Origin of the sequence: Phreatobacter cathodiphilus (assembly GCF_003008515.1) — a bacterium.
Lineage (GTDB): Bacteria > Pseudomonadota > Alphaproteobacteria > Rhizobiales > Phreatobacteraceae > Phreatobacter > Phreatobacter cathodiphilus.
In genome coordinates this window covers 1,167,081-1,189,485 of sequence record NZ_CP027668.1, presented here as the reverse complement: position 1 = coordinate 1,189,485, position 22,405 = coordinate 1,167,081, and the positions used below count along the sequence as shown (strand labels likewise).

At 70.0% G+C, this 22,405-nt stretch carries 22 protein-coding genes, 1 tRNA gene and 1 riboswitch; of the genes, 13 read left to right on the top strand and 10 right to left on the bottom strand.

Annotated features, from left to right (window positions below):
* Nucleotides 1-134 precede the first annotated feature (134 nt).
* Both C6569_RS05755 and C6569_RS05750 read left to right on the top strand, forming a co-directional pair.
* Entirely contained in the window at nt 135-953 is an 819-nt protein-coding gene (locus tag C6569_RS05755) for a CoA transferase subunit A (RefSeq protein ID WP_106747947.1), read from the top strand.
* Entirely contained in the window at nt 950-1,720 is a 771-nt protein-coding gene (locus C6569_RS05750) for a CoA-transferase (protein ID WP_106747946.1), read from the top strand. Before C6569_RS05755 ends, C6569_RS05750 begins: the two co-directional genes overlap by 4 nt.
* A gap of 3 nt (nt 1,721-1,723) precedes the next feature.
* Here C6569_RS05750 and C6569_RS05745 read toward each other — a convergent pair whose 3' ends face one another.
* Nucleotides 1,724-2,923, bottom strand: a complete 1,200-nt coding sequence (locus tag C6569_RS05745; RefSeq protein ID WP_106747945.1) for a CaiB/BaiF CoA transferase family protein — start codon at nt 2,921-2,923, stop codon at nt 1,724-1,726.
* Nucleotides 2,924-2,937: 14 nt separating this feature from the next.
* Complete coding sequence (locus C6569_RS05740; protein ID WP_106747944.1) at nt 2,938-3,423, bottom strand: MaoC/PaaZ C-terminal domain-containing protein; 486 nt, start codon at nt 3,421-3,423, stop codon at nt 2,938-2,940.
* Between the two features lie 103 nt (nt 3,424-3,526).
* Between C6569_RS05740 and C6569_RS05735 the strand changes: the two genes are divergently transcribed.
* Nucleotides 3,527-4,243 carry an enoyl-CoA hydratase/isomerase family protein gene (locus C6569_RS05735; RefSeq protein ID WP_181313927.1) on the top strand — a complete coding sequence of 239 codons (717 nt, stop codon included), beginning with the start codon at nt 3,527-3,529 and terminating at the stop codon, nt 4,241-4,243.
* Nucleotides 4,244-4,267: 24 nt separating this feature from the next.
* Here C6569_RS05735 and C6569_RS05730 read toward each other — a convergent pair whose 3' ends face one another.
* Genes C6569_RS05730 through C6569_RS05720 form a run of 3 tightly spaced genes read right to left on the bottom strand, consistent with a single transcriptional unit; the run spans nt 4,268 to nt 7,988 of the window.
* Nucleotides 4,268-5,245: a Bug family tripartite tricarboxylate transporter substrate binding protein gene (locus C6569_RS05730; protein ID WP_106747942.1), complete on the bottom strand. Its 978-nt coding sequence runs from the start codon at nt 5,243-5,245 to the stop codon at nt 4,268-4,270.
* A gap of 47 nt (nt 5,246-5,292) precedes the next feature.
* Entirely contained in the window at nt 5,293-6,852 is a 1,560-nt protein-coding gene (locus C6569_RS05725; protein ID WP_106747941.1) for a class I adenylate-forming enzyme family protein, read from the bottom strand.
* Nucleotides 6,849-7,988: an acyl-CoA dehydrogenase family protein gene (locus tag C6569_RS05720; RefSeq protein ID WP_106747940.1), complete on the bottom strand. Its 1,140-nt coding sequence runs from the start codon at nt 7,986-7,988 to the stop codon at nt 6,849-6,851. Before C6569_RS05720 ends, C6569_RS05725 begins: the two co-directional genes overlap by 4 nt.
* A 112-nt stretch (nt 7,989-8,100) precedes the next feature.
* Between C6569_RS05720 and C6569_RS05715 the strand changes: the two genes are divergently transcribed.
* Nucleotides 8,101-8,868, top strand: coding sequence for an IclR family transcriptional regulator (locus tag C6569_RS05715; protein WP_106747939.1), 768 nt, complete (start codon nt 8,101-8,103; stop codon nt 8,866-8,868).
* Nucleotides 8,869-8,875: 7 nt separating this feature from the next.
* Here C6569_RS05715 and C6569_RS05710 read toward each other — a convergent pair.
* A tRNA-Thr gene (locus C6569_RS05710) sits at nt 8,876-8,950 on the bottom strand.
* A 321-nt stretch (nt 8,951-9,271) separates the two neighbouring features.
* Between C6569_RS05710 and C6569_RS05705 the strand changes: the two genes are divergently transcribed.
* The 4 genes from C6569_RS05705 (at nt 9,272) to C6569_RS05690 (ending at nt 14,957) form a co-directional block, all read left to right on the top strand.
* Entirely contained in the window at nt 9,272-10,516 is a 1,245-nt protein-coding gene (locus C6569_RS05705; protein ID WP_106747938.1) for a DUF2778 domain-containing protein, read from the top strand.
* 120 nt (nt 10,517-10,636) lie between these two features.
* The gene (locus C6569_RS05700; protein ID WP_106747937.1) at nt 10,637-11,617 is read left to right on the top strand and encodes an MBL fold metallo-hydrolase; all 981 of its coding nucleotides are present in this window, start codon (nt 10,637-10,639) and stop codon (nt 11,615-11,617) included.
* An 89-nt stretch (nt 11,618-11,706) separates the two neighbouring features.
* Nucleotides 11,707-11,924: riboswitch (cobalamin riboswitch) on the top strand.
* A 130-nt stretch (nt 11,925-12,054) separates the two neighbouring features.
* On the top strand, nt 12,055-14,091 hold the full coding sequence (locus C6569_RS05695) for a TonB-dependent receptor plug domain-containing protein (RefSeq protein ID WP_181313926.1): 2,037 nt from the start codon (nt 12,055-12,057) through the stop codon (nt 14,089-14,091).
* A gap of 119 nt (nt 14,092-14,210) precedes the next feature.
* Entirely contained in the window at nt 14,211-14,957 is a 747-nt protein-coding gene (locus C6569_RS05690; protein ID WP_106747935.1) for an SDR family oxidoreductase, read from the top strand.
* 4 nt (nt 14,958-14,961) lie between these two features.
* Here the strand turns inward: C6569_RS05690 and cutA are convergent, their stop codons facing one another.
* Nucleotides 14,962-15,297, bottom strand: a complete 336-nt coding sequence (gene cutA, locus C6569_RS05685) for a divalent-cation tolerance protein CutA (RefSeq protein WP_106750914.1) — start codon at nt 15,295-15,297, stop codon at nt 14,962-14,964.
* Nucleotides 15,298-15,328: 31 nt separating this feature from the next.
* Between cutA and C6569_RS05680 the strand changes: the two genes are divergently transcribed.
* Genes C6569_RS05680 through C6569_RS05670 form a run of 3 tightly spaced genes read left to right on the top strand, consistent with a single transcriptional unit; the run spans nt 15,329 to nt 17,320 of the window.
* The gene (locus C6569_RS05680) at nt 15,329-16,111 is read left to right on the top strand and encodes an NAD kinase (RefSeq protein ID WP_106747934.1); all 783 of its coding nucleotides are present in this window, start codon (nt 15,329-15,331) and stop codon (nt 16,109-16,111) included.
* 59 nt (nt 16,112-16,170) lie between these two features.
* Nucleotides 16,171-16,716, top strand: coding sequence for a response regulator (locus C6569_RS05675; RefSeq protein ID WP_106747933.1), 546 nt, complete (start codon nt 16,171-16,173; stop codon nt 16,714-16,716).
* A 10-nt stretch (nt 16,717-16,726) separates the two neighbouring features.
* Nucleotides 16,727-17,320 (top strand): Hpt domain-containing protein, encoded by a 594-nt coding sequence (locus C6569_RS05670; RefSeq protein WP_146144742.1) that lies wholly within the window; start codon nt 16,727-16,729, stop codon nt 17,318-17,320.
* A 30-nt stretch (nt 17,321-17,350) separates the two neighbouring features.
* Here C6569_RS05670 and C6569_RS05665 read toward each other — a convergent pair whose 3' ends face one another.
* Both C6569_RS05665 and C6569_RS05660 read right to left on the bottom strand, forming a co-directional pair.
* Nucleotides 17,351-18,541: a DUF2336 domain-containing protein gene (locus tag C6569_RS05665; protein ID WP_106747931.1), complete on the bottom strand. Its 1,191-nt coding sequence runs from the start codon at nt 18,539-18,541 to the stop codon at nt 17,351-17,353.
* Between the two features lie 130 nt (nt 18,542-18,671).
* Nucleotides 18,672-19,721, bottom strand: a complete 1,050-nt coding sequence (locus C6569_RS05660; RefSeq protein ID WP_106747930.1) for a lytic transglycosylase domain-containing protein — start codon at nt 19,719-19,721, stop codon at nt 18,672-18,674.
* A gap of 92 nt (nt 19,722-19,813) precedes the next feature.
* Between C6569_RS05660 and C6569_RS05655 the strand changes: the two genes are divergently transcribed.
* A complete protein-coding gene (locus tag C6569_RS05655; protein WP_106747929.1) occupies nt 19,814-20,308 on the top strand; it encodes a MaoC family dehydratase in 495 nt (164 codons plus the stop codon).
* Between the two features lie 5 nt (nt 20,309-20,313).
* Nucleotides 20,314-21,183, top strand: coding sequence for an HpcH/HpaI aldolase/citrate lyase family protein (locus tag C6569_RS05650; RefSeq protein ID WP_106747928.1), 870 nt, complete (start codon nt 20,314-20,316; stop codon nt 21,181-21,183).
* Nucleotides 21,184-21,260: 77 nt separating this feature from the next.
* Here the strand turns inward: C6569_RS05650 and proB are convergent, their stop codons facing one another.
* On the bottom strand, nt 21,261-22,397 hold the full coding sequence (gene proB, locus C6569_RS05645) for a glutamate 5-kinase (RefSeq protein ID WP_106747927.1): 1,137 nt from the start codon (nt 22,395-22,397) through the stop codon (nt 21,261-21,263).
* Between the last annotated feature and the right edge of the window lie 8 nt (nt 22,398-22,405).

Genomic DNA, 22,405 nt, shown 5'->3' with positions numbered 1-22,405 from the left:
TTTTGCGGAGCCACGAAACTCCCATGCGCGCCCGCCGGGCAGCCCCGCCGTCCGGCGGATTGCCAGCGCCTCTCCCGCCCCGCGATACTCGCGCGCAAGAGCCGAAACGGCCGACGCACCGCGGAGGAGCCACCATGCAGACCCATAGCCTGGACGATCTCGCCCGCATGGTGCCGAACGGCGCCAAGCTCGCCCTGCCCGTCGACTATGCGGGCGTCTCCATGGCGATGACGCGGCCGCTCATCGCCCGCGGCCTCACCGGCCTGCACGTGGTCTGCCTGCCCACCGGCGGCATGCAGCCGGACATGCTCATCGGGGCGGGCTGCGTCGCCACCATCGAGACCAGCGCCATGACCCTCGGCGAGGCGGGCGGCGCGCCCTGCTTCGCCCGAGCCGTGCGCGAGGGATCGGTGAAGGTGATGGACGCCACCTGCCCCGCGGTCCACGCCGGCTTCCTGGCGGCGCAGAAGGGCGTTCCCTTCGCGACGCTGCGGGGCATGATCGGCACCGACCTCCTCGCCAACCGGCCCGACTGGCGGGTGATCCAGAACCCCTTCGCGGAGGAGCCTGACCCGATCGTCGCCATCCCCGCGATCCGGCCCGACGTGACCATCTTCCACTGCCCCATGGCCGACCGGGACGGCAATGTGTGGATCGGCCGGCGGCGGGAGCTCGCCAGCCTCGCCTATGCCTCCGAGCGCACCCTCGTCACCGTCGAGCGCATCGTCGAGACGAGCCTGCTGGCCGACGAGGTGATGGCGGCGGGCGTGCTGCCCGCCCTCTACGTCGAGGCGGTGGCGGTGGTGCCGCAGGGCGCGGCCCCCATCGGCCTCTGGGGCGAATATCCCGCCGACATGGCCGAGATCGGCCGCTATGCCCGCGAGGCGCGCAGTCCGGAAGGCTTCCGCGCCTATCTCGACGGCGCCGACCGGGCGCTCGAGGCGGTCTCGTGAGCGCCGTGCTGCCGCGCGAGCGGCTGATCGTCGCCATCGCGCGGCTGCTGGAGGGCGTGCGCCACGTGGCGGTGGGCGCCTCCTCGCCCATTCCGGCGGCGGGCGCTATGCTGCTCAGGGCGCTCGCCGAGCGCGACGGCAAGCCACGGGTGCGCATCTCCATCCTCGGCTCGCGCGAGCACAACTTCTTCACCAACGGCTCGGCGGAGCTGTTCGACTGCGCCGGACAGGGCCGGATCGACGCCTTCTTCCTCGGCGGTGGCCAGATCGACGGCGAGGCCAACATCAACCTGGTCGGCACCGGCGACTATCCGCAGACGCCGGTGCGTTGGCCGGGCTCCTTCGGCTCGTCCTATCTCTATTTCGTGGTGCCGCGGGTCATCCTGTTCCGCGAGGAGCACACGCCGCGGGTCTTCGTGGAGAAGGTCGACTTCATCTCCGCCCCCGGCACCAGCCCCGAGGGCGTCCACCGCTCGGGCGGCCCCCATGCCCTGCTGACGAGCCTCGGCCTCTTCTCCTTCGACAAGGCGGCCAAGCGCTTCCGGCTGGAGAGCGTCCATCCCGGTCACACGCTCTCCGAGATCACGGCGGCCACGGGCTTTGCCTTCGACCATGAGGCGGAGGTGCCCGAGACGGCCGGGCCCGACGCCGCGACTCTCGCCCTGTTGCGCGGCCGGGTTCTCACCGAACTCGGGGAGACCTATCCGGAATTCGCCCGGCAGATCACGGCCGACATCGCCGGCCTCGACCTTAAGCGGGCCGGCTGAGTTTCAGCCTTCCGCCTGGACGGCGCCGGAGGCGATGAGGCCGTCGATCTCGGCGGCGGCCAGGCCCGCCTCGGCCAGGAGTTCGCGGCTGTGCTCGCCGAGCCGGGGCGCCGGCCGGTGCGGCTCGGCCTGGGTCTTCGACCAGCGGCTCGCCGGCTGGATCTTGCGGATCGCACCCTCGCTCGGATGCTCCACCACCGGCATGAAACCGACGGCCTTCAGGTGCGGGTCCTGCATGATCGATTCGAAATCGTGCAGCGGTACGAAGGGGATGTCGGCCTTCTCGAGCAGTTCCATCCATTCGGCCGTGGTGCGCCCGGCGAAGGCGGCGGAGACCTCGGCATAGAGCGCGTCGATATGCTCGGTGCGCGTTTTGATGGAGGCGAGGCGCGGATCGGCGTCATAGTCCGCGGCCCGACCGGTCGCCGCGTAGAAGCTCCGCCACTGCTTGTCGTTGTAGACGAGGGCGCAGATGTAGCCGTCCTTCGTGCGGTAGGGCCGGCGCTCGGGCGACAGCAGGCGCTGGTAGCCCCCCTCCCCGACCGGCGGCTCGAAGGTGAGGCCGCCGAGATGGTCGGCGAGCGTCAGGCTCACCATGGTCTCGAACATCGGCACGTCGACGCGCTGGCCCTCGCCGGTCTTCTCCCGGTGATAGAGCGCTGCGTTGATGGCGCCGACCGCGGCTAGACCGACGATGCGGTCGGCGATGGCGGCAGGGACGTAGCGCGGCGTGCCGTCGCTGGCGCGGGCGATGAGGAAGGGCAGCAGAGCCGCGCCCTGGATCAGGTCGTCATAGGCCGGGCGGGCGGCATAGGGCCCGTCCTGGCCGTAGCCGAACATGCCGGCATAGATGATGTCCGGCCGGACGGAGCGGACGTCCTCGTAGCCGAGGCCGAGGCGGGACATCGCCTGGGGGCGGATGTTGTAGGCGAGGATGTCGGCGCTTTCGCAGAGCTTCAGCAGGGCCCGCCTGCCGCCCTCGCTCTTCAGGTCCATGACGATGGAGCGTTTGGAGCCATTGGCGTTGAGGAAGAGCGCGCCCATGCCGTGGTGGCGGGCGGGGCCGATGTAGCGGACGGGATCGCCGCCGGGCGCCTCGACCTTGACGACGTCGGCGCCCATCTCGGCGAGCACCTGCGTCGCCGAGGGGCCCATCATGACGGTGGTCAGGTCGAGGATGCGGATGCCCGCCAGCGGTCCCACGGCGCGGCCCCCGCTCAGCTCTTGGGCGAGTAGTCGCGACCCTTGACCAGGCGCGTCGGGCTGTAGGTCATCACCGTCTCGCCGCGCTGGTTGACGACGCGGTTGACCGTCTTGACGATGCCGCGTCCGGGCTTCCGCGTGGCGCGGGACTCCACCACCTCGCATTCGACGTGGATCGTGTCGCCGGCGAAGGTCGGGCCCGCGACGTTGAGGTCCATGCCGAGGAACGACAGGCCGACGCCCTGAACGACCGACTGCATCAGCAGGCCCTCGGCGAAGGAATAGACCAGCGCGCCCGGGCAGAGGCGCTTGCCGGCGAAGAGCGATTCCTCCTCGAGATATTCGAGGTTGGTGAAGAGCACCTCGACCATGCCGGTGACGCCGACGAAGAGGGTGATGTCGGCCTCGGTGATCGTCCGCCCGATGGTGCGGAACTTCATTCCGACCGGGGTATCCTCCCAGCGCAGGCCGAGGCCCACCGTCTGCATCGTCTCCGCCATGGTCATCTCCCGTTCTTTCTCCAAGCTTTGTTCGGTGCTAGTTCACAGGCCAGAATTCGTCAATACGATTAACTTGATCACATATATGATCATTGAGGTCCCCATGCCGTCCACCATCACCGTCACCCGCGAGGGCCCGGCCGCCATACTGACCTTCGACCGGCCGGACGCCCTCAACGCCTGGCATGCGGCGATGCGGGCCGAGATCGTGGAGGCGCTCGAAGCCCTCGATGCCGATCCCGAGGTGCGGGTGGTTATCGTCACGGGGGCCGGCGCGCGCGCCTTCGGCGCCGGGCAGGACCGCGACGAAGCGCCCCCCGCCGACGGCGCAATCGAGGCCTGGGTCGCCGCCTGGGGCCGCTTCTTCGGCGCCTTCCGGAACCTTTCCAAACCGAGCATCGCGGCGCTGAACGGGGTCGCCGCCGGCTCCGCTTTCCAGGTGGCGCTGCTCTGCGACTTCCGCGTCGGCCATGACGGGGTGCGGATGGGCCAGCCGGAGATCCGCGCGGGCATCGCGTCGAGTTCGGGGCCGTGGATCATCTCCTCGGCCCTCGGCCTGACGGTGGCGACCGACCTCTGCCTCACCGGCCGCATGATGGACGCGGCCGAATGCCGGCGGCTCGGCCTGTTCAACCGCGAGGCCGAACCCGGCGAGGTGCTGGCCGAAGCCCTGCGCCTCGCCGGCGACCTGTCGAAGCTTTCGCCCGTGGCGCTGGAACTGACCCGCCGGCGCCTGAAGCGGTTCGACGAGGAGGCCTTCACCGAGACGCTGGCTCTCTGGCCGTCCATGCTGCGCGCGGTGCGCGACCGACGGAGCTGAGGGCCCCGCCGGCCGGCTCCCACCTCAGTTCATGGTGATGCCGTTCTCCTTCACCACCTTGTCCCAGCGGGCGAGCTCGGCGAGGATGTACTTGCCGTAGTCCTCCGGCGTGCTGCCGAGCGGCGTCGTCTGCTGGGCCTCGAGGCGCGACAGGAATTCCCGGTTCTTCAGCGCCGTCATCATGGCGCCGTTGACCTTCTGCACCACCTCCGCCGGGGTGCCGGCCGGGGCCACGATGCCCTGCCAGGCGCCGATCTCCAGATCCTGCAGGCCGAGCTCGGTGAGGGTCGGAATGTTGGGCAGGGCCGCGAGGCGCTTGGTGCTGGTGACGGCGAGCGGCTTCAGGCGGCCGTCCTGGATGAAGGGCAGCGAGGAGTTGATCGTGTCCGTCATGAAGTGGACCCGGCCGCCGGCGAGGTCGACGAGAGCCGGGGCGCTGCCGCGATAGGGCACGTGGGTGACCTTGGCGCCCATGCGGCCGAGGAGCAGCGCGCTGCCGAGATGGGTGATGGAGCCGTTGCCGGTGGAGGCGTAGGACAGCTTGTCGGCATTGGCCTTCACGTAGTCGGTGAACTCCTTGACGTTGTTCACCGGCATCTGCGGATGGACCTCGAGCACCATCGGCACGGTGGCCGTCAGCCCGATCGGCACGAAGGCCTTGGCGTCGTAGCCGAGGCGGGGATAGAGCGCCGGGCTGATGGCGATGGCCGAGGTGTTGTAGAAGAGGTTGTAGCCGTCGGGCTGCGACTGGGCGATTTCCTGCGCCGCGATGTTGCCGTTGGCGCCGCCGCGGTTCTCGATGACGATGGACTGGCCGAAGGATTCCGCCATGTACTGGGCGAGCTGGCGGGCGACGATGTCGGTCGGGCCGCCGGCGGCGAAGCCGACCAGCATGCGGACCGGGCGGTTCGGGTAGCCGGCCTGGGCGCGGGCGACCGCGGGTGCCGCCAGCGACAGGCCGAGGGCCGCCGTGCCGAAGGCGAATGTGCGACGATCGATCATGAAGTTCCTCCGTTTGGATGGCCGGTTCGGAACGCCGCCGGGGCGGCTCATCCCTCGCCTGCGGTACCCGATACCACGCCCCCATGACGCGGCTGGATCCGCCTCTCGGCGGACGCCATGTCGTGCACGCGGGCATCGACATAGGCGATCTTGTGGCGCTGTACCTTCTCGGTCTCGGTCTTGGGGACCGAGGCGGCGAATTCGACATAGCGCGGGATCATGAAGGACGGCACGCGGCCGTCCAGAAAGGCGAGGACGTCGGCCGGGGCGAGCGGCGCCGCATCGGGCACGACGAGGACCTTGATCTCCTGGCCGAGCACCGCGTCGTCGATGCCGACCACGGCGCAGTCGGCGACGCCCGGCATCTTGCGCAGCACCGTCTCCACCTCGACGGGAGAGACCATCTCGCCGCCGCGGCGGATCAGCTCCTTGATGCGGCCGTGGAAGTGCAGATAGCCGTCGGCGTCGATATGGCCGCGGTCGCCAGTGTGGAACCAGAGATTGCGGCTGGCCTCGACCATCTTGTCGGGCTGGCGCCAGTAGCCGGAGAGGATGACGCCGGGTTTCCGCGGCCGCACGACGATCTCCCCCTGGGCGTCGGCGGGCAGCTCCTCGTCCTCGGCATCGACGATGCGCACGTCCATGTCGGGGCGGAGCCGGCCGCAGGAGCCGATGCGGGTGGCACCTTCGGTGTTGAGGGAGACGAAGCCGCCGATCTCGGTCATCCCATAGAGCTCGCGCACCTTCACGCCGAAGCGCTGCTCGACCTCGCGCCAGACCTTTTCGGGCGCGCCGCCGCCGGTGCAGAAGCGCAGGGCGTGGTCGCGATCCTCGTCGTGACGCGCCACGAGGATCGACAGGATGGTGCCGACATAGGTGAAGCAGGTGGCGCGGAAACGGCGGGCATCGGCGAAGAAGCTGGTGGCCGAGAACTTCTCGCGCAGCACCAACGCATAGCCGACCTGGAGCGCCGACATGACCGCGTACATCTGCGGGTTGGCGTGGAAGAGGGGCAGGACCACCATGCAGCGGTCTTGGGGGCTGAAGCCCAGCGCCGCCACGATCTCGGCGCCCGCGGCCTCGTAGGCGGCGTGGCTGTTGACGACGCCCTTGGGCAGGCCCGTCGTGCCGGAGGTGTACATCATGGTGGCGGGGGCGAGCGGCGGCAGGCGGACCGGCCGGAGTTCGGCGCCGTCACTGCCGGCCATGAGGTCCGTGTCGGCCGCGAGCTCAATGAGCGGAATGCCGTGGAAGGCGCCCTGCCCCACCGCGCCCTGGCCTGAGAGGAAGGCGCGATCGGCGACGATGAGCTTCGCCTCGGACTGGGCAACGACATAGGCGAGGCCATCGCCGACGAGCTGGATATTGACGGTGACCGCCACGGCGCCGGCGAGATTGATGCCGAACCAGGCGACGAGGAAGCCGGCGGAATTGCCGGCGATCAGCGCCACGTGGTCGCCGGGGGCGACGCCGCGCGCCTGCAGCATGGCGCCGAAGCGGCGGGCCGCGGCGTCCACCGCGCCGAAGGACCATTCGGCCCCATCCGTCACCACGAAGGTGCGGTCGGGATGCTCCTCCGCGTGGCGGGCGAGAAGGTCGGTGATCATGACGCCGCCAGCACCCGGGTCAGATACTTGCCGAGGGTGTTCTTCAGGATTTCTGCCGAGCCGCCGGCGATCTCATAGGCCTTGGCGTCGCGCAGGAAACGTCCGAAGGGGGCGTTCTCCATGACGCCGTAGGCACCGCACACCTGAACCGCGAGGGCGGCGACGTCGGTGGCGACCTTCGCCGCCTTGAGCTTGGCGGCGCTGGCATAGCGGTCCTGGTCGACGCCGGAATCGAGCGCCTCGGCGGCGCGATAGACCAGCAGGCGCGCCGCCTCGATCTCCGCCAGCATCTCGGCGAAGTACCACTGGATGCCCTGGAACTCGATGACGCGCTGGTCGAAAGCCTTGCGCTTGCCGACGAAGGCCAGCGCCGCGTCGAAGGCGGCGCGGGCGATGCCGATGCTGATGGCGCCGGCGAGCGTGCGGGAATAGTTGAGCGTGCCCACCGCCTGGCGCACGCCCTTGCCCTCGACGCCGATGAGCGCGTGGCCGGGGAGCCGCACCCGATCGAGCACGAGGTTGACGTGCGGACCGTTGCGCAGGCCGAAGGTCGCGGAATTGGTGCCGATATAGGAGGAGAGCCCGTCGAGCCCGGCCGGCACGGCGAAGGTGGAGACCCCCACCGGCGTCTCGGCGAGGATGATGAAGAACTCGGCGGCCGAGCCTGAGGTGATGAAGGATTTCTCGCCCGTCAGCACCCAGCCCTCGCCGTCGCGCACCGCCTTGGTGTCGAGGCTGCGGATGTCGCTGCCGTGGTTGGCCTCGGTGAGGGCGTAGGAGGACAGCAACCCCTGCCCGAACTGCGGCAGCCATTCCCGCTTCAGCGTGTCGTTGCCGAAGATGCGGATGATGGTCTGCGCCTGAAAAATCGTGATCAGCGAGATGCCGACGGCGGCGCTGGCATAGGACACCTCCTCGAAGACCGCCGCCGCGTGCCCGTAGCCGAGCCCGGCGCCCCCGTCTTCCACCGGCAGGGCGACGGCGTTGTAACCCGCCTTCGCCATGGCTTTGAGGATGTCGCGGGGATAGACGTCGCGGCGGTCGATGTCGTCGGCCTGGGGACTGATCTCACGGCGCGCGAAGTCGCGGACTCCCGCGACATAGTCGGCGTCGATACAGGCCGGCCAGAGTTCCATCCGCTCTCGTTTCCTCATTTTTTGGTGTTGCGGGCAAACTGGCAGCATCCCCCATATTCGTCAATTTGATTTTATTTATCACATATGCGATGTAGTTCGACTGGAGGTGTTGATGCCGAGGCCGCGCAGATCGTTCGACACGGGCGGGGTGAAATCCGCGACGCGGGTGCTGGCGCTGTTCGAACTCTTCGACCGGCTGGAGCGGCCGGCGAGCGTCACCGAGATCGCCCGCGAGATGGGCATCCCGCAGTCCTCCACGTCCATGCTGGTCAACGGCCTCATCGACCTCGGCTACCTCACCGCCCTGCCCGACCGGCGCGTGCAGCCGACGGCGCGCGTTTCCATGCTCGGGCGCTGGATCGACGGGCGCGTCACCGACGGGCGCGTCACGCGGCTGATGCGCGAGCTCGGCGAGGAGACCGGCGAGACCATCCTGCTCGGCATCGCCAGCGACATCCATGTCGTCTACATCGCGGTCATTCCGGCGACGCGGGCCATGCGCCTTCACATCCCCGCCGGCACGCGCCGCCCCATCGCCGGCTCCGGCATGGGGCTGATGCTGCTCTCGGCCATGGACGACGCCGAGATCGCCCGGCGCATCGCGCGGGTGAACCTCGCCCGCGAGCCGGAGACGGCTCCGGTCGACCTCGACGCGGTGATGGCGGAGGTCCGTGCCATCCGCGCCCTTGGCCATGCCGTCTCGGCGAGCCGCATCGTGCCCGGCGCGGGAATCGTCTGCACGCTGCTGCCCACCGCCGACCAGTCGCAGCCCATGGCCGTTGGCATCGGCGGCCAGGCCTTCGAGGTGGTGGAGAAGGAGAAAGTCTTTGCCGCGCTGCTGCGGGGGAAGATCGAACGCCATTTCGGCGCGGGCGGCTGAGAGGAACTGGTGCCGGCGGAGAGGATCGAACTCCCGACCTTCGGTTTACAAAACCGCTGCACTACCGCTGTGCTACGCCGGCACGGACCGGCTCTTTCGGGCCCTGTCCATGGGCGCCTTCTACCCGCTGGCGACGGCGATTTCAAATCGCAAGGCGCCGCGCCGGCATCGGTAGCGGAATGGGGAAACCAGCGTGTGCGGGCCTTTGCCGGCCGGACATGGCGACCGGCTTCACCGGGCGTTAACCCCATCGGCGCCTTATGGTCGCCCAAGTTCTTTGGCTCATGCGTCGCCAACGTCCGGTCGGTCGGACCCGCGTCGAACTCCTTGAGGGGTTGCGCGAGTCGGTCGCCCTGGCACATCTTCGGGGGACCATGTGCCAGGCGTTCCAAGGCTCTTGCGTATGCGTGACCTGACCCGCGGCCGTTCCGGCAAGCCTGCCCGCCCTGCCCGGCAGGACGGGCCCCGTTTTCCCTGGCTGACCGTCCTCGCCGTCTCCGCCGGGCTCGCAGGCCTCGCGACCTATTCGCTGCGCGGCGACAAGGGCGCCGTGGCGCTCGCCGCCATCACCGCGGTGGAAACCGGCTCGCTCGCCGACCCCAAGCCCGCCTTCGCAGCCCTCGGCTCCTTCGCCCCGCTGCTCGACCCGGCGCTCTCGCTGGGACAGCGGCCTGCGACGCTCGCCGAGAGCCGGCCGCTCGGCGCCCACTGGCAGCCGGCCGCGCCTGTCGCCGTCGCACGTGCCTTGCCGGAGGCCGCCCCCGCCCCTGCGGCCCGTCCGAACGTCCTCGCCCTCGCCAGCCTGCCCGGTCGCGAAGCCGGACTTCCCGAGGTCAGCAGCCTGGTCCAGCCGGCGCCGCTGCCGCCCATGAGGCCCGGGACCCAGGCCGAGGCGGAGACCGACGGGCCCGACACCACCATGGTCGCGCCGCTGCCGCTGCGCCGCCCCGCGCAAGCTTCCGCCCCGGCGACCCCCGAGACGCCGCGCGTCGCGTCGCGCCGCCCCGCCGGCGAGACTCAGGCCGCGGCACCTGCCACCCAGCCCGACGGGCGCAACTTCTTCGAGCGCATCTTCGGCCAGCGCCGCGAGGCCGACGGACCGCAGCTCGCCTATGCCCCGTCCAGCGGCGGCGCGGTGGACAGCAGCGCCGGGACGGGCGGCGGCTTCGGCGGCAGCCTCGGCCTGAGCTTTCCCGGCATGGCGGCGCCCAAGCCCCCGATTGGCCTCGCCATCTACGACATCGGCTCGCGCATGGTGTACCTGCCCAACGGCGAGCGTCTCGAGGCCCAGTCCGGCCTCGGCGAGATGCGCAACGATCCGCGCTACGCCCATGTGCGCATGCGCGGGCCCACCCCGCCCCACACCTATGACCTCACCGAGCGCGAGGCGCTGTTCCACGGCGTGCGCGCCATCCGCCTCAATCCCGTGGGCGGATCCCAGGCGATCCACGGCCGCGCCGGCCTCCTCGCCCATACCTACCTGCTGGGGCCGAACGGCGATTCCAACGGCTGCATCTCGATCAAGGACTACAACCGCTTCCTGCAGGCTTTCCTGCGCGGCGAGATCCGCCGGCTGATCGTCGTGCGCACGCGGTCCGAGGCGGTCGCGGCGGTGGCGCGGGCCAATCTCCAGGTGTCCCAGCGCTGAGCCTGCGACCAGCGGTCACATTCATGTGACAAGGCTGGACGGGGGCCGGATTCCGGCAATGTAATCGCCTGCGCGTGGCGGCTGCCATGGCCGCGTGCGTCCTGCTGCCGGAGGAACCCCATGACCACCATCGACCGCCGCACCGCCCTCGCCGCGGGCGCCGCAACGCTCGCCGCGCCCGCCTTCCTGACCGGCGCCACGACGCCGCTCTTCGCCCAGGCCGCGGCCGCTGCCGCTCAGGCGCCGGGCTTCTACAAGTACAAGGTCGGCGACATCACCGTCACCGCCATCAACGACGGCTTCTTCGCCCGCCCGGTCGAGGGCTTCATCCGCAATGCCGAGCTGCCGGCCGTCCAGGCGGCGCTGGGCGCGGCCTTCCTGCCGACCAATGCGGTGCCGATCCCCTTCAACACCCTGGTGGTCGAGACCGGCGGCAAGGTGGTCCTGCTCGACACCGGCAACGGCAATGTCGGCGCGCCGACCTCGGGCACCTGGATGACGAACTTCAAGGCCGCCGGCTTCGACCCCGCCAAGGTCGACTCGGTCGTCATCAGCCACTTCCACGGCGATCACATCAACGGCATCCGGCTGCGTGACGGCACGGCGGTCTTCCCCAATGCGGAGATTTCCGTGCCGGCGCCGGAATGGGCGTTCTGGATGTCGGACGAGCGGATGAACGCCGCGCCCGAGGCCATGCGCGGCGCGTTCCAGAACGTGCGCCGCGTCTTCGGGCCGATCGCCGCCAACGTGAAGCGCTTCGAGCCCAGCACGGAGGTCGGCAACGGCATCACCTCCATGGCCGCCTTCGGCCATTCGCCGGGCCATACGGTCTTCGTCATCGCCTCGGGCAATGCCAAGCTGACCTACATGGCGGACGTGACCAACCACCCCGCCCTCTTCGTGCGCAATCCCGACTGGTCGGCGATCTTCGACATGGACGCGGACGCCGCGCGCGCGACCCGCCGCAGGCTGCTCGACATGGCGGCGAGCGAGAAGACCCGGGTGCACTTCTACCACGCGCCCTTCCCCTCCAACGGCTTCATCGCCAAGGAGGGCAACGGCTACCAGCTCGTCCCGGCGCAGTGGACCCCGGCGATCTGAGCCGAGGGCACCAAGGGGCCCGCCGGTGACGGCGGGCTTCCACACCCGTCCGGCGCGCGTTCCTTGACAGGGCGGTCGCACGCGGCGCATTCATGAGGCCTCGCGACGGCGGCCGCCCTCACCAGGGACGGCCACGGGAATGCGGTGCGCGGCGGGCGTCACAAGCCCTCCGCAAAGCCGCAGCTGCCCCCGCAACTGTAAGCGGCGAGCCCTTCCCCAGATGCCACTGAGGCCGACAAGGCCTCGGGAAGGCGGGACCGGGCGACGACCCGCAAGCCAGGAGACCGGCCGCCGCGACGTCACTGTCCGTGCGTGCGGGATGGCGCGTTCGGGAGCGGTTCGTTCCGCTTGATCCGTGACACCGAATGTCGCGGATTCCTGCTCTCGCCCGGCGAGACACTCCGCGACCCCGTGTGGTCCCGAGCGGAGTTCCGCCCATGTCGTTCCCATCTTCCTCCCCGTCCTTCCAACGCCGTCTTCGCGCCGGCCTCCTCGCCGGGGCGGCCCTCGCCGTGACGCCCGTCCTCGCCCAGCAGCCGCCACGCGAACTGCCGGAGATCACCGTCTTCGGCGCCAGCAACGTGCCGCTGGAGGCCCCGCGCGTCGGCGCATCCGTCACGGTGATCACCGCCGAGGACATCGCCAGTCAGGGCGCCGCCTCGGTGCCGGACGTGCTGCGCCTCGTCCCCGGTGTCGCCGTCAACCAGTCCGGCGGGCGCGGCGGGCTCACGCAGACCCGCGTGCGCGGCGCCGAATCCAACCAGGTTCTGGTCGTCGTCGACGGCATTCCCATCAACGACGTCAATTCCGGCGACGCCGACCTCGCCAACGTGCCGGTCGACAACATCGCCCGGATCGAGGTGATCCGTGGCCCGCAGTCCGGCATCTGGGGGCCGAACGCCCAAGCCGGCGTCATTTCCATCACCACCAAGTCGGGCCGTGGCCTCGCCAAGCCCGAGGTCTCGGCGCGGATCGAGGGCGGCTCCTTCGGCACGGTGCAGGGCTCTGCGCTGGTGCGCGGCGCGCAGGGGCCGTTCTACGGTTCGCTGTCGGTCTCGGGCCTGAGGTCCGGCGGTTTCGTCGTGGCGCCGGGCACCACCCGGCCCAACGGCTCGGACATGGGCGCCTTCACCGCCAAGATCGGCGCCGACCTGACCGACTGGTTCAACGTCGAGGGTGTCGTCCGCATGGTCAGCCGCGGCGGGTTCTACAATCCGGGGAACACCGCCTATGGACCCGGATTCGTGACCGATCCGGCCTACGGCTTCCTCTCGGACGGTAGCGGCCGCAACACCGCCAACGACCTGCAGGGCCGCTTCGTCGCCAACCTGAAGCTGCTCGACGGCGCCTGGACGCACCGTTTCTCGGCGGACGCCTCGCAGCAGTCCACCAATGCCCGCGACAGCTATGTCTCGGCCTTCGGCTTCCTCGAGTCGCAGGGCTTCTGGTCGCGCACCCAGCGCACCCGCGCCGACTACCGCACCGCCTATACGTTCGAGACCCCCGGCCTCCTCGGCGCGCGCCACACGATCGTCGGCGGCGCCGACGCGAGCCGCGAGCATTTCCGCTACTATTACGAGAGCGACGGCTTCTTCGGCCCCTATGTCAACGACAGCTACGCCACCGCCGGCCGCTCCCGTGAGCGGAAGGGCCTCTACGGCGAATATCTCGTCGCCCTGCCGACCGGCCTCTCCCTGTCGGCGGCGCTGCGGCAGGACTGGAACTCGACCTTCCGCAATGCCCTGACCTGGCGGGCGACCGCCGCGCAGACCTTGTCGACCGGCACGCGGCTGCACGCCTCGGTCGGCAAGGGCGTCACCAATCCGACCTTCTTCGAGCTCTTCGGATTCCTCGCCAACTTCACCGGCAACCCGACGCTCCGGCCCGAACATTCCATCGGCTGGGACGCCGGCATCGAGCAGCGCTGGCTCGGCGGCAGGCTCGTCACCGACGTGACCTATTTCCGCGCCAGCGTGCGGGACGCCATCGTCCAGTCGAACGGCACTGCGATCAACCTGCCCTTCGAGACCACCCGCCAGGGCGTCGAGGTGTCGGTGACGGCACGGCCGACGGACTGGCTCGCCATCACCGGCTCCTACACCTACACGGACAGCCGCTCGGCGGAACTCGTCGGCCTCACCTATGTCGCCAAGGAGGCGCTGCGCCGGCCGCGCCACGCGGCGAGCCTCTCGGCGGTGGCAACCCTGCCGGACGACAAGACGAAGATCACGCTGACCCTCGCCCACAACGGCAATATGCGCGATTCCTTCTTCGGGCCGTTCGGCACGACCGATGTCCGCCTCGGCGCCTATACGCTGGTGGGCGCGCAGATCTCCCACGACCTGACGAAGGCCGCGACCGTCTATGTGCGCGGCGAGAACGTCTTCGGCCAGCGTTACCAGGAGGTCTACGGCTACCAGGGGCCGGGTGCCGCTGTTTACGCGGGCATGCGGGTAAAGCTCGGCGGCGAATAGGGCTTTTCAACCGTTTCGCATCGCAGCCTTGCCGCGCCCCCGTCGACAGGGGCGCGGCTTTCGGCCAGTCTCCGGGCCTCAAGAGCGGGCCGCAGCGCCCGCCGGACCGGGAGGAAGACATGTCGCAGCGGATCGCAATCGTCACGGGCGCGGGATCGGGCATCGGCCGGGCCTCGGCCCTCGGCCTCGCCAAGGCGGGCTATGCGGTGGCGGTCGCCGGACGGCGCAAGGACGAGCTGGAGAAGACGGTGGCCATGGCCGCAGGCGCCACGGTCATCGCCGTGCCGACCGACGTGTCGGACGAGAACTCCGTCGCCGCCCTGTTCCAGACGGTGAAGGAGCGCTTCGGCCGCCTCGACGTGCTGTTCAACAATGCCGGCATGGGCGCGCCCGCCATTCCGATGGACCAGCTCTCCGTCGCCCAGTGGAAGCAGGTGGTGGACGTCAACCTGACGGGCTCCTTCCTCTGCGCCCGCGCCGCTATGGCGATGATGCGCGCCCAGGACCCCAAGGGCGGTCGCATCATCAACAACGGCTCCATCTCCGCCTATGCGCCGCGGCCCTATTCGGCCCCTTACACCGCCACCAAGCACGCGGTGCTCGGCCTCACCAAGGCGATCTCGCTGGACGGGCGCGCCGACCGCATCTCCTGCTCGCAGATCGACGTCGGCAATGCCGCGACCGAAATGACCGAGCGCATGACCAACGGCGTGCTGCAGGCGGATTTCTCGGTGAAGGTCGAGCCGCGCATGGACGTGCGCCATGTGGCCGAGGCCGTCGTCCACATCGCCAACCTGCCCCTGGACGTGAACATCCTCACCATGACGGTGATGGCCAACGACATGCCCTTCGTTGGCCGCGGCTGAGGCTTCAGGCCGTCTCCGCCCTCAGCCAGGCGATGTAATCGGGGTCGCCGCCGGGCGCCTCGATCACCAGTAAGGCCGGGGTGTCGTAGGAATGGGCCTCGCGAAAGCGCTGGCGCGCCGGTTCGACCAGCCGGCGCACCGTCTTGACGATCATCACCACCTCGTCGGCGCGCTCCACCACGCCATTCCAGCGGTAGAGCGAGCGCATGTGGGGCAGGATGTTGACGCAGGCCGCCAGCCGCCGCTCGACCAGATCGGCGCCGATGGTCTCCGCCTCGACAAGGCTCGCCGCCGTCGTATAGACCAGAACCACGTCGTCCGGCGCTTCGGTCCGCGTCATCATTTGTCCCTGTTCCGATCGGTCGCCCGCCATGCCGGATCATCGACCCGACCCGAAGAAGATCGCCTTCGTCGCCTCGCCGGCGCCGGAGGCACAGGAGGCCTGGAAGCGCCTCACCGCCCGCTACGGCCAGGTGCCGGGCGACGAGGCGGAGGTGGTCGTGGCTCTCGGCGGCGACGGCCTGATGCTGCAGACGCTGCACAAGTACATCTCCAGCGGCAAGCCGATCTATGGAATGAACCGCGGCTCCGTCGGGTTCCTGATGAACGAATATGCCGAGGAGGCCCTCGTCGAACGCATCTGGAACTCCGAGCGCTCGGTCATCCATCCGCTGCTGATGACGACGGTGGACATCCACGGCGAGCGGCAGGATGCCCTCGCCATCAACGAGGTGTCGCTGCTGCGCCAGACCTCGCAGGTGGCGAAGCTGCGGATCAGCGTCGACGGGCACCCGCGCATGGACGAGCTCATCGCCGACGGCGTGCTGATCGCCACCCCTGCCGGCTCGACCGCCTACAACCTTTCGGCCAACGGGCCGATCCTGCCGCTCAACGCGACCCTCCTCGCCCTCACCCCCATCTCGCCCTTCCGGCCGCGGCGCTGGCGCGGGGCGCTGCTGCCCGACCGGGTGGCGATGACGATCGAGGTGCTGGAATCGGCCAAGCGCCCGGTCAGCGCCACCGCCGACCACCACGAGGTGCGCGACGTCGCCACCGTCTCGGTCGCCATGGACCACACCCGCTCGATGATCCTCATGCACGATCCCGGCCATTCGCTGGACGAGCGCATCCTGCGCGAGCAATTCGGCGCCTGAACCTGAAGGGTCATCAGCCTTAACGGAGCGCTAACGCCCGTCCGCTAATGTTGCGGGCGATGATCCGCATCGACTTCAACCGGCTGCGATTCCTGGTGATCGACGACAACGCGCACATGCGCCGGATCGTCCGGACCCTGCTGCACGGCTTCGGCGCCCGCGAGGTCTACGAGGCGGAGGACGGGGCGGCCGGCCTCGAGGCCTTCACCCACTACATGCCCGACATCGTCATCACCGACTGGTCCATGCCCATCTTCGACGGGCTGGAGCTCACCAGCATGATCCGCCAGCCCGGGGCCAATGCGAACCCCTATGTGGCGATCATCATGCTGACCGGCCATTCGGAGAAGAAGCGCGTGCTGGAATCCCGCGACGCCGGGGTCACCGAGTTCCTCGCCAAGCCGATCTCGGCCAAGGCGCTCTACCAGCGCATCCTCAACGTGGTGGTCAATCCGAGACCGTTCATCAAGACCAAAACTTTTTTCGGCCCGGACCGCCGCCGCAACCACGGTTCGAGCTATGTGGGTCCCGAGCGCCGCAAGGGCGAGAAGGCCGAGATGATCAAGGTCCAGCCGCTGCTGGACAAGACCAAGAGCACGATGTGAGGGGAGCGGCATGACGAAGACACCTGTGAAGAGCCCCTCGCGCATCGGCTCCAAGGGCGGCCTGGACGAAGCCTCCGTCTCCGCCTTCGCCGACCACGAGGTCGTCACCCCGAAGCGCAACCTGAAGGGCTACGGCAAGAAGGCCAAGATCAAGGTCGACGAGTTCGGCTTCGACATGGAGGCGATCGAGCGCGCGGAAGCCGCGCTGGCCGACCTCTCCTCCGAGTTCGACGACTGGATGGCGAAGGAGGTCGAGCGCCTCACCCGCGCCCGCGACGCGGTGGCCGCCGAGGGCATCACCGCGGGCACGCGCGCCAACATCTACATCGCCTCCCACGACATCAAGGGCGAGGCGGCGACCTTCGGCTATCCGCTGGCCGCCCGCGTGGCGGAGAGCCTCTGCCACCTGCTCGACGGCATCGCCGACGACGACAAGGTTCCGGCCGACCTCGTGATCCAGCACGCGGACGCCATCCGCGCCATCGTGCGCGAGAGCGCCAAGGGCACGGACCATCCGCTGGCTCTCACCCTGTCGGACCGGCTGGGCGAGGCGACGACGCAGATGCTCGTCACCATCAACGGCGCGCCGTCGATCGCGCCCTGAGGCCTTTCAGGACCGGACCTGCATCCGGGCTCAGGCCGCGGCCACCATGGGGAAATCCACCTGCTCGTCGTCCAGCGCCTCGTTGCCGGCGATGAGGTCGCGGGTGAAGGCGCGGGCCTCGTCGCGGGCCGCCTCGGCGGCGAAGCGGCGGAGCTGGGCGAGGAGCTGGTCGAGCTCGCCATCGGCGAGAGGCGCATAGGCGGTGAGAACACGCTCGACCATGCGGCGGCGCAACTGGGCATGGCCGCCACGCTGGCTGCCGCCACCGTCTTCGTGCCACGCGTCGAGGGCGGCGCGGAAGGCCTGCCAGGTGGAGGCGGGCAGGCCCGCCCGGTCGTAGAGGGCGCGGAAGCCGGCACCGCGGCGGTCGTGAACGAGGCCGGAGGCCTGGCGCAGGGTCAGACCGGCGAGTTCGGCGAGCGCCTCCTCGAACAGGCGGACGTTGCCGGACAGCAGGGCCCGGAGGACCAGGCCGGTGGAGAGCTGGCCGGACTGGCGCAGGTGGCGCACCAGCGGGCTCAGCCCCTCGCCGCGGCAGGCGGCGGCGATGGCGACGGTGGCCTTGTCGGAGGCCTCGCGGGCGACGCGCTTCGCACGGTCCTCCGGCAGCCAGGCACGGCCGGCGACGAAGGCCGAGAGCGCCGAGGACAGCTTGACCACCAAGGCCTGACGGGCGCCGGGCGACAGGTCGTCGCGGGCGAAGAGCGCCTCGCGGATGTCCGGATCCTCGCCGAAGCGCTCGATGATGCGGTCGATCGAGAAGGCGGGCACGTCGGCCGTGTCGAGGGAGACGACGGCGAGGCAGGCCTCGAGGCAGCCGACCTCGGCGATGGCGGCTGCCACCGGCGCGGGCACGTGGTCGCGGCGGGAGACGGCATATTGCACCTGCGGATCGCCGCCGCCGACGAGGTCGACCAGTTCAGCGTCGAACAGCAGCGGCGAATGGCGGGCGATGATGGCGGCGATCTCTGGCTGGTCCTGCAGCAGGCCGACGACGACCGTGTGCGGCGCCTCCTCGGAGGTGGCGAGGGCATCGGCGAGAGCCCGCCGCACCAGCGGCGAGGGATCGTCCATCAGCGTGATCATCGCCGCCTCGGCAGCGGCCCGATCCTCACCCGCGAGATCGGAATGGAGATAGGCGCGGGCGAGGGCCGAGGTGGCATCCGCCCGGTCGCCGGCAGCGGCCGTCTGGATCCAACGCAGGAAGTGACGAACGATCATCGGATGCGCCTGAACCGAGGCAAAGGACTGGAACGACGAGAGCTTTCGCTCACGGAGACCAGCTTACCGGCGGCGCGCTTAACAAAGCGTTCACCATGGACGTTAAGCGTTTTTTATTGCGGCCCCCGCCTCAGCGGCGCGTGTCCGGACGCAGGAAGCTCGACAGGTCGAGCGGCTGGCCGCGGCGCGCCTGCTGGACCTGGACCGGAATGAAGGGCCCGCCGACGGCGGAACCGGTTGCGGTGCCGATCTGGCCGCCGGCGCTGCCGCCCGATGCGGCCGGGGTCATGACGGCGGCCATGTTGACGGGGCGCGAGGCGGTCGCCACATCGCGACCGAGCGAGGTCCAGGTGGCGGCCACGAAGGCATTGATCGGCCCGCCGCCATTGCCGGAGAACAGCGAGTGGAAGGGCCGGCCGGGGTCGGCGTTGATGCGCGGCACGGCAGACCACGAACTCGCCTGCTCCTGGGCGCTGGTGGCGGCGGCGAGCGTCGTCTGCCCGGCGGAGGTCGCGGCCGGCGCGCCGGCGACGGTGGAGGACTGGCCCGAGGCGAGGACCTGATAGACCTCGGCGACGGTGCGCGGCCGGCCCTGGTCGAAGAAGATTCGACGGTTGGCGCCGGCGGCGTCGGGGAAGAGCAGCGCGGCGCTGGCCTGCGGATTGGTCTGGTTGGAGTTGATGAGCCGCGCCGCCCCGCCGGAGCCGAGGAAATGGGCCATGTAGAGCTCGCCCTCGGTCGGGTCGCGGCCGGTGGCGGCGCGCAGATCGGCGGCGTTGCGGTTGGTGAAGGCCCCCGCCATCAGCGCGGCGACGGAAGGGTCGTCGCGCAGAGCGAGGATTTCCTGGCGCGTCGCGGGATCGGCCACCGTCGGCCGGCCGCTGGCGTCGCGGCCGATCTTCTCGGCATAGCTGCCGAGGCCGAGGTTGCGCCCCTCGTCGCGCACCATGGTCAGCCAGGTCGAATCGATGAACTGGTAGAGGCCGCGGGCGCTGGAGGTGGAGGCCTGGGCGGTGGGCTGGAGGCTCGATTCGCGCCGGGCGGTGCGCAGCAGGTAGTCGAAGCCGGCGCCTGTCTTCTGCGCCGCCGCCTGGATGGCGGAAACGACGCGGCTCACGCCGGCCTCGGCCGCCGTGGTCGGGCGGCTCTGCGGTTCGGCGGATGAGCGGAACAGAAACATCTCGGCTATGTCCCCGGAGAGGAGGCGTCGCCGGGAAGCCTCCTTCATTATGGTAAACGAAGTCGTAACGACCTGACCCAAGGGGACGCCCCATGACCGCCACGACCCTCATCACGGACGACAGGCGCCATCCGCGCGGCGGCATCTATTTCGACGATTTCGCCGTCGGGCAGCTCATCCGCCACCGCATCACCCGCTCGGTCACGCAGATGGACAACGTCCTGTTCTCCACCCTGACCATGAACCCGCAGCCCCTCCACATCGACCGGCAGTTCTCGGAAGCCTCCGAATGGGGCCAGCCGCTGATGAACTCGCTGTTCACCCTGGGCCTGCTCATCGGCATCTCGGTGCCCGACACCACCAACGGCACGCTCTTCGCAAATCTCGGCATGACCGACGTGAAGTTCCCTCACCCGCTGTTCGAGAACGACACCATCCACTGCGAGAGCACGGTGACGGCGACGCGCGAATCGAAATCGCGCCCGTCCATGGGCGTCGTCGAGTTCCATCACCGCGCCTATAATCAGAACGACAAGCTGGTGGCGGAATGCACCCGCCAGTCGCTCGTCCTGAAGCGCGGGGCCTGACGCCGATGCGCTCGCTGCTGTTCGTCCCCGCCGATTCGGAGAAGAAGCTCGCCAAGGGGCTGGAGAGCGGCGCCGACGCGCTGATCCTCGACCTCGAGGATTCGGTCTCGGCGGCGAACAAGCCCCTCGCCCGCGAAACCGCGCGCGCCTTTCTCGCGGCGCATGCCGCGGCGACGAACCGGCCGCTGCTGATGGTGCGGGTCAACGCACTCGACACCGGCCTGACCGACGACGACCTCGCCGCCATCGTCGGTGCGCGGCCCGACGCGATCATGCTGCCGAAGAGCGAGTCCGGTCGCGACGTCGCCCATCTCGACGCCAAGCTGACGGTGCAGGAGGCGCTCGCCGGCCTGCCCGACGGGCGGATCACCATCACGGTGGTGGCGACCGAGACGGCGAAGGCGATCTTCACCCTCGGCACCTACCAGGGTGCGAGCCCCCGCCTCGTCGGCCTCACCTGGGGCGCGGAAGACCTGTCGGCGGATATCGGCGCGGAAACCAATCGCGGCGAGGACGGCCGCCACACCGAGCCGTTCCGCCTCGCCCGGGCGCTCTGCCTGATGGGCGCGGTGGCAGCGGGGGCACAGCCCATCGACACGGTCTTTCCCGCCTTTCGCGACCTCGACGGCCTCAGGCGCGAATGCGAGGAGGCGCGGCGCGACGGCTTTACCGCGAAGATGGCGATCCATCCGGCACAGGTGCCGGTGATCAACCAGGTGTTCACGCCGACGCCGGAGGCCATCGCGGCGGCGCAGGCCGTGGTGGCGGCGTTCGCGGCCGAGCCTGCGGCCGGCGTCGTCAACATCGGCGGCGAGATGTTCGACCGCCCGCACCTGACGCGGGCGGAACGGCTCTTGAAGCGCGCGGGGCAGTAAGCGCAGCTTCTGTCGCGACACTCGCGGGAATGCCCCACCCTTACGAACCCAGGCAGACGCGCGGCACGGCCAAAGCCCTACTCCGCCGCGAGCACGAGGTCGTCGCGGTGGATCATCTCGCTGCGGCCCTTGTAGCCGAGCACGGCCTCGATGGCGCCGGAGCTCTTGCCCATGATCTGCACCGCCGCCACCGCGTCATAGGCGACGAGGCCGCGGCCGATCTCGGCACCGTCGGGACCGCGCACGACGACGCAGTCGCCGCGCTCGAATGAGCCGTCCACCTTGGCGACGCCGGCGGGCAGCAGGCTGCGCCCGAGCCGCAGCGCACCCACGGCGCCCGCATCCAGCCAGAGCACGCCGCGCGGCTCCAGCGAGCCGGCGATCCACTTCTTGCGGCTGGTAACGGGATGGGTGGGCGTCAGGAACCAGGTGCAGGGTCCGCCGGCCTCGATGCGCGCCAGCGGCGCGTCGTGCTTGCCGGAGGCGATGACCATGGTGGTGCCGGCCGTGGTGGCGATCTTGCCCGCCTCGACCTTGGTGGTCATGCCGCCGCGCGAGAGTTCGGAAGCCGCGCCGCCGGCCATGGCCTCGATCTCCGGCGTGATGCGCGGCACCACCGGGATCAGCGCCGCAGACGGGTCCTTCTGCGGCGGGGCCGTGTAGAGCCCGTCGATGTCGGAGAGGAGGACGAGGCAGTCGGCGCCGACCATGGTGGCGACGCGGGCCGCGAGCCGGTCGTTGTCACCGTAGCGGATCTCGTCGGTCGCCACCGTGTCGTTCTCGTTCACGACGGGGACGGCACGCACGGCGAAGAGCGTCTCCATCGTGTTGCGGGCGTTGAGGTAGCGGCGCCGCTCCTCGGTGTCGTGCAGCGTCACGAGGATCTGGCCGGCGACGATGCCGTGGCGGCCGAGCACCTCCGACCAGGCACGTGCGAGCGCGATCTGGCCGACGGAGGCCGCCGCCTGGCTCTGTTCGAGCTCCAGCGGTCCCTTGGGCAGCTTGAGGATGGTGCGGCCCAGCGCGATGGCGCCGGAGGAGACGACGAGGATGTCGGCGCCGCGGGCGGCGTGGCGCGCGAGGTCGGCGCCGAGCGTCTCCAGCCAGGCCTGCCGGAGCGCGCCCCTGTCGCCGTCGACGAGCAGCGAGGAGCCGACCTTCACGACGATGCGGCGGAAGGCGTCGAGCGCGGGCGTTGCGGCGGGAGCGGACATGGGACGGG

Excerpts from the sequence above, each read along its gene's own strand:
- C6569_RS05755 (WP_106747947.1), top strand. The coding sequence starts at position 135 with ATGCAGACCCATAGCCTGGACGATCTCGCCCGCATGGTGCCGAACGGC.
- C6569_RS05740 (WP_106747944.1), bottom strand. The coding sequence starts at position 3,423 with ATGGCGGAGACGATGCAGACGGTGGGCCTCGGCCTGCGCTGGGAGGAT.
- C6569_RS05735 (WP_181313927.1), top strand. The coding sequence starts at position 3,527 with ATGCCGTCCACCATCACCGTCACCCGCGAGGGCCCGGCCGCCATACTG.
- C6569_RS05730 (WP_106747942.1), bottom strand. The coding sequence starts at position 5,245 with ATGATCGATCGTCGCACATTCGCCTTCGGCACGGCGGCCCTCGGCCTG.
- C6569_RS05725 (WP_106747941.1), bottom strand. The coding sequence starts at position 6,852 with ATGATCACCGACCTTCTCGCCCGCCACGCGGAGGAGCATCCCGACCGC.
- C6569_RS05720 (WP_106747940.1), bottom strand. The coding sequence starts at position 7,988 with ATGGAACTCTGGCCGGCCTGTATCGACGCCGACTATGTCGCGGGAGTC.
- C6569_RS05715 (WP_106747939.1), top strand. The coding sequence starts at position 8,101 with ATGCCGAGGCCGCGCAGATCGTTCGACACGGGCGGGGTGAAATCCGCG.
- C6569_RS05705 (WP_106747938.1), top strand. The coding sequence starts at position 9,272 with ATGCGTGACCTGACCCGCGGCCGTTCCGGCAAGCCTGCCCGCCCTGCC.
- C6569_RS05700 (WP_106747937.1), top strand. The coding sequence starts at position 10,637 with ATGACCACCATCGACCGCCGCACCGCCCTCGCCGCGGGCGCCGCAACG.
- C6569_RS05695 (WP_181313926.1), top strand. The coding sequence starts at position 12,055 with ATGTCGTTCCCATCTTCCTCCCCGTCCTTCCAACGCCGTCTTCGCGCC.
- C6569_RS05690 (WP_106747935.1), top strand. The coding sequence starts at position 14,211 with ATGTCGCAGCGGATCGCAATCGTCACGGGCGCGGGATCGGGCATCGGC.
- cutA (WP_106750914.1), bottom strand. The coding sequence starts at position 15,297 with ATGACGCGGACCGAAGCGCCGGACGACGTGGTTCTGGTCTATACGACG.
- C6569_RS05680 (WP_106747934.1), top strand. The coding sequence starts at position 15,329 with ATGCCGGATCATCGACCCGACCCGAAGAAGATCGCCTTCGTCGCCTCG.
- C6569_RS05675 (WP_106747933.1), top strand. The coding sequence starts at position 16,171 with ATGATCCGCATCGACTTCAACCGGCTGCGATTCCTGGTGATCGACGAC.
- C6569_RS05670 (WP_146144742.1), top strand. The coding sequence starts at position 16,727 with ATGACGAAGACACCTGTGAAGAGCCCCTCGCGCATCGGCTCCAAGGGC.
- C6569_RS05665 (WP_106747931.1), bottom strand. The coding sequence starts at position 18,541 with ATGATCGTTCGTCACTTCCTGCGTTGGATCCAGACGGCCGCTGCCGGC.
- C6569_RS05660 (WP_106747930.1), bottom strand. The coding sequence starts at position 19,721 with ATGTTTCTGTTCCGCTCATCCGCCGAACCGCAGAGCCGCCCGACCACG.
- C6569_RS05655 (WP_106747929.1), top strand. The coding sequence starts at position 19,814 with ATGACCGCCACGACCCTCATCACGGACGACAGGCGCCATCCGCGCGGC.
- C6569_RS05650 (WP_106747928.1), top strand. The coding sequence starts at position 20,314 with ATGCGCTCGCTGCTGTTCGTCCCCGCCGATTCGGAGAAGAAGCTCGCC.
- proB (WP_106747927.1), bottom strand. The coding sequence starts at position 22,397 with ATGTCCGCTCCCGCCGCAACGCCCGCGCTCGACGCCTTCCGCCGCATC.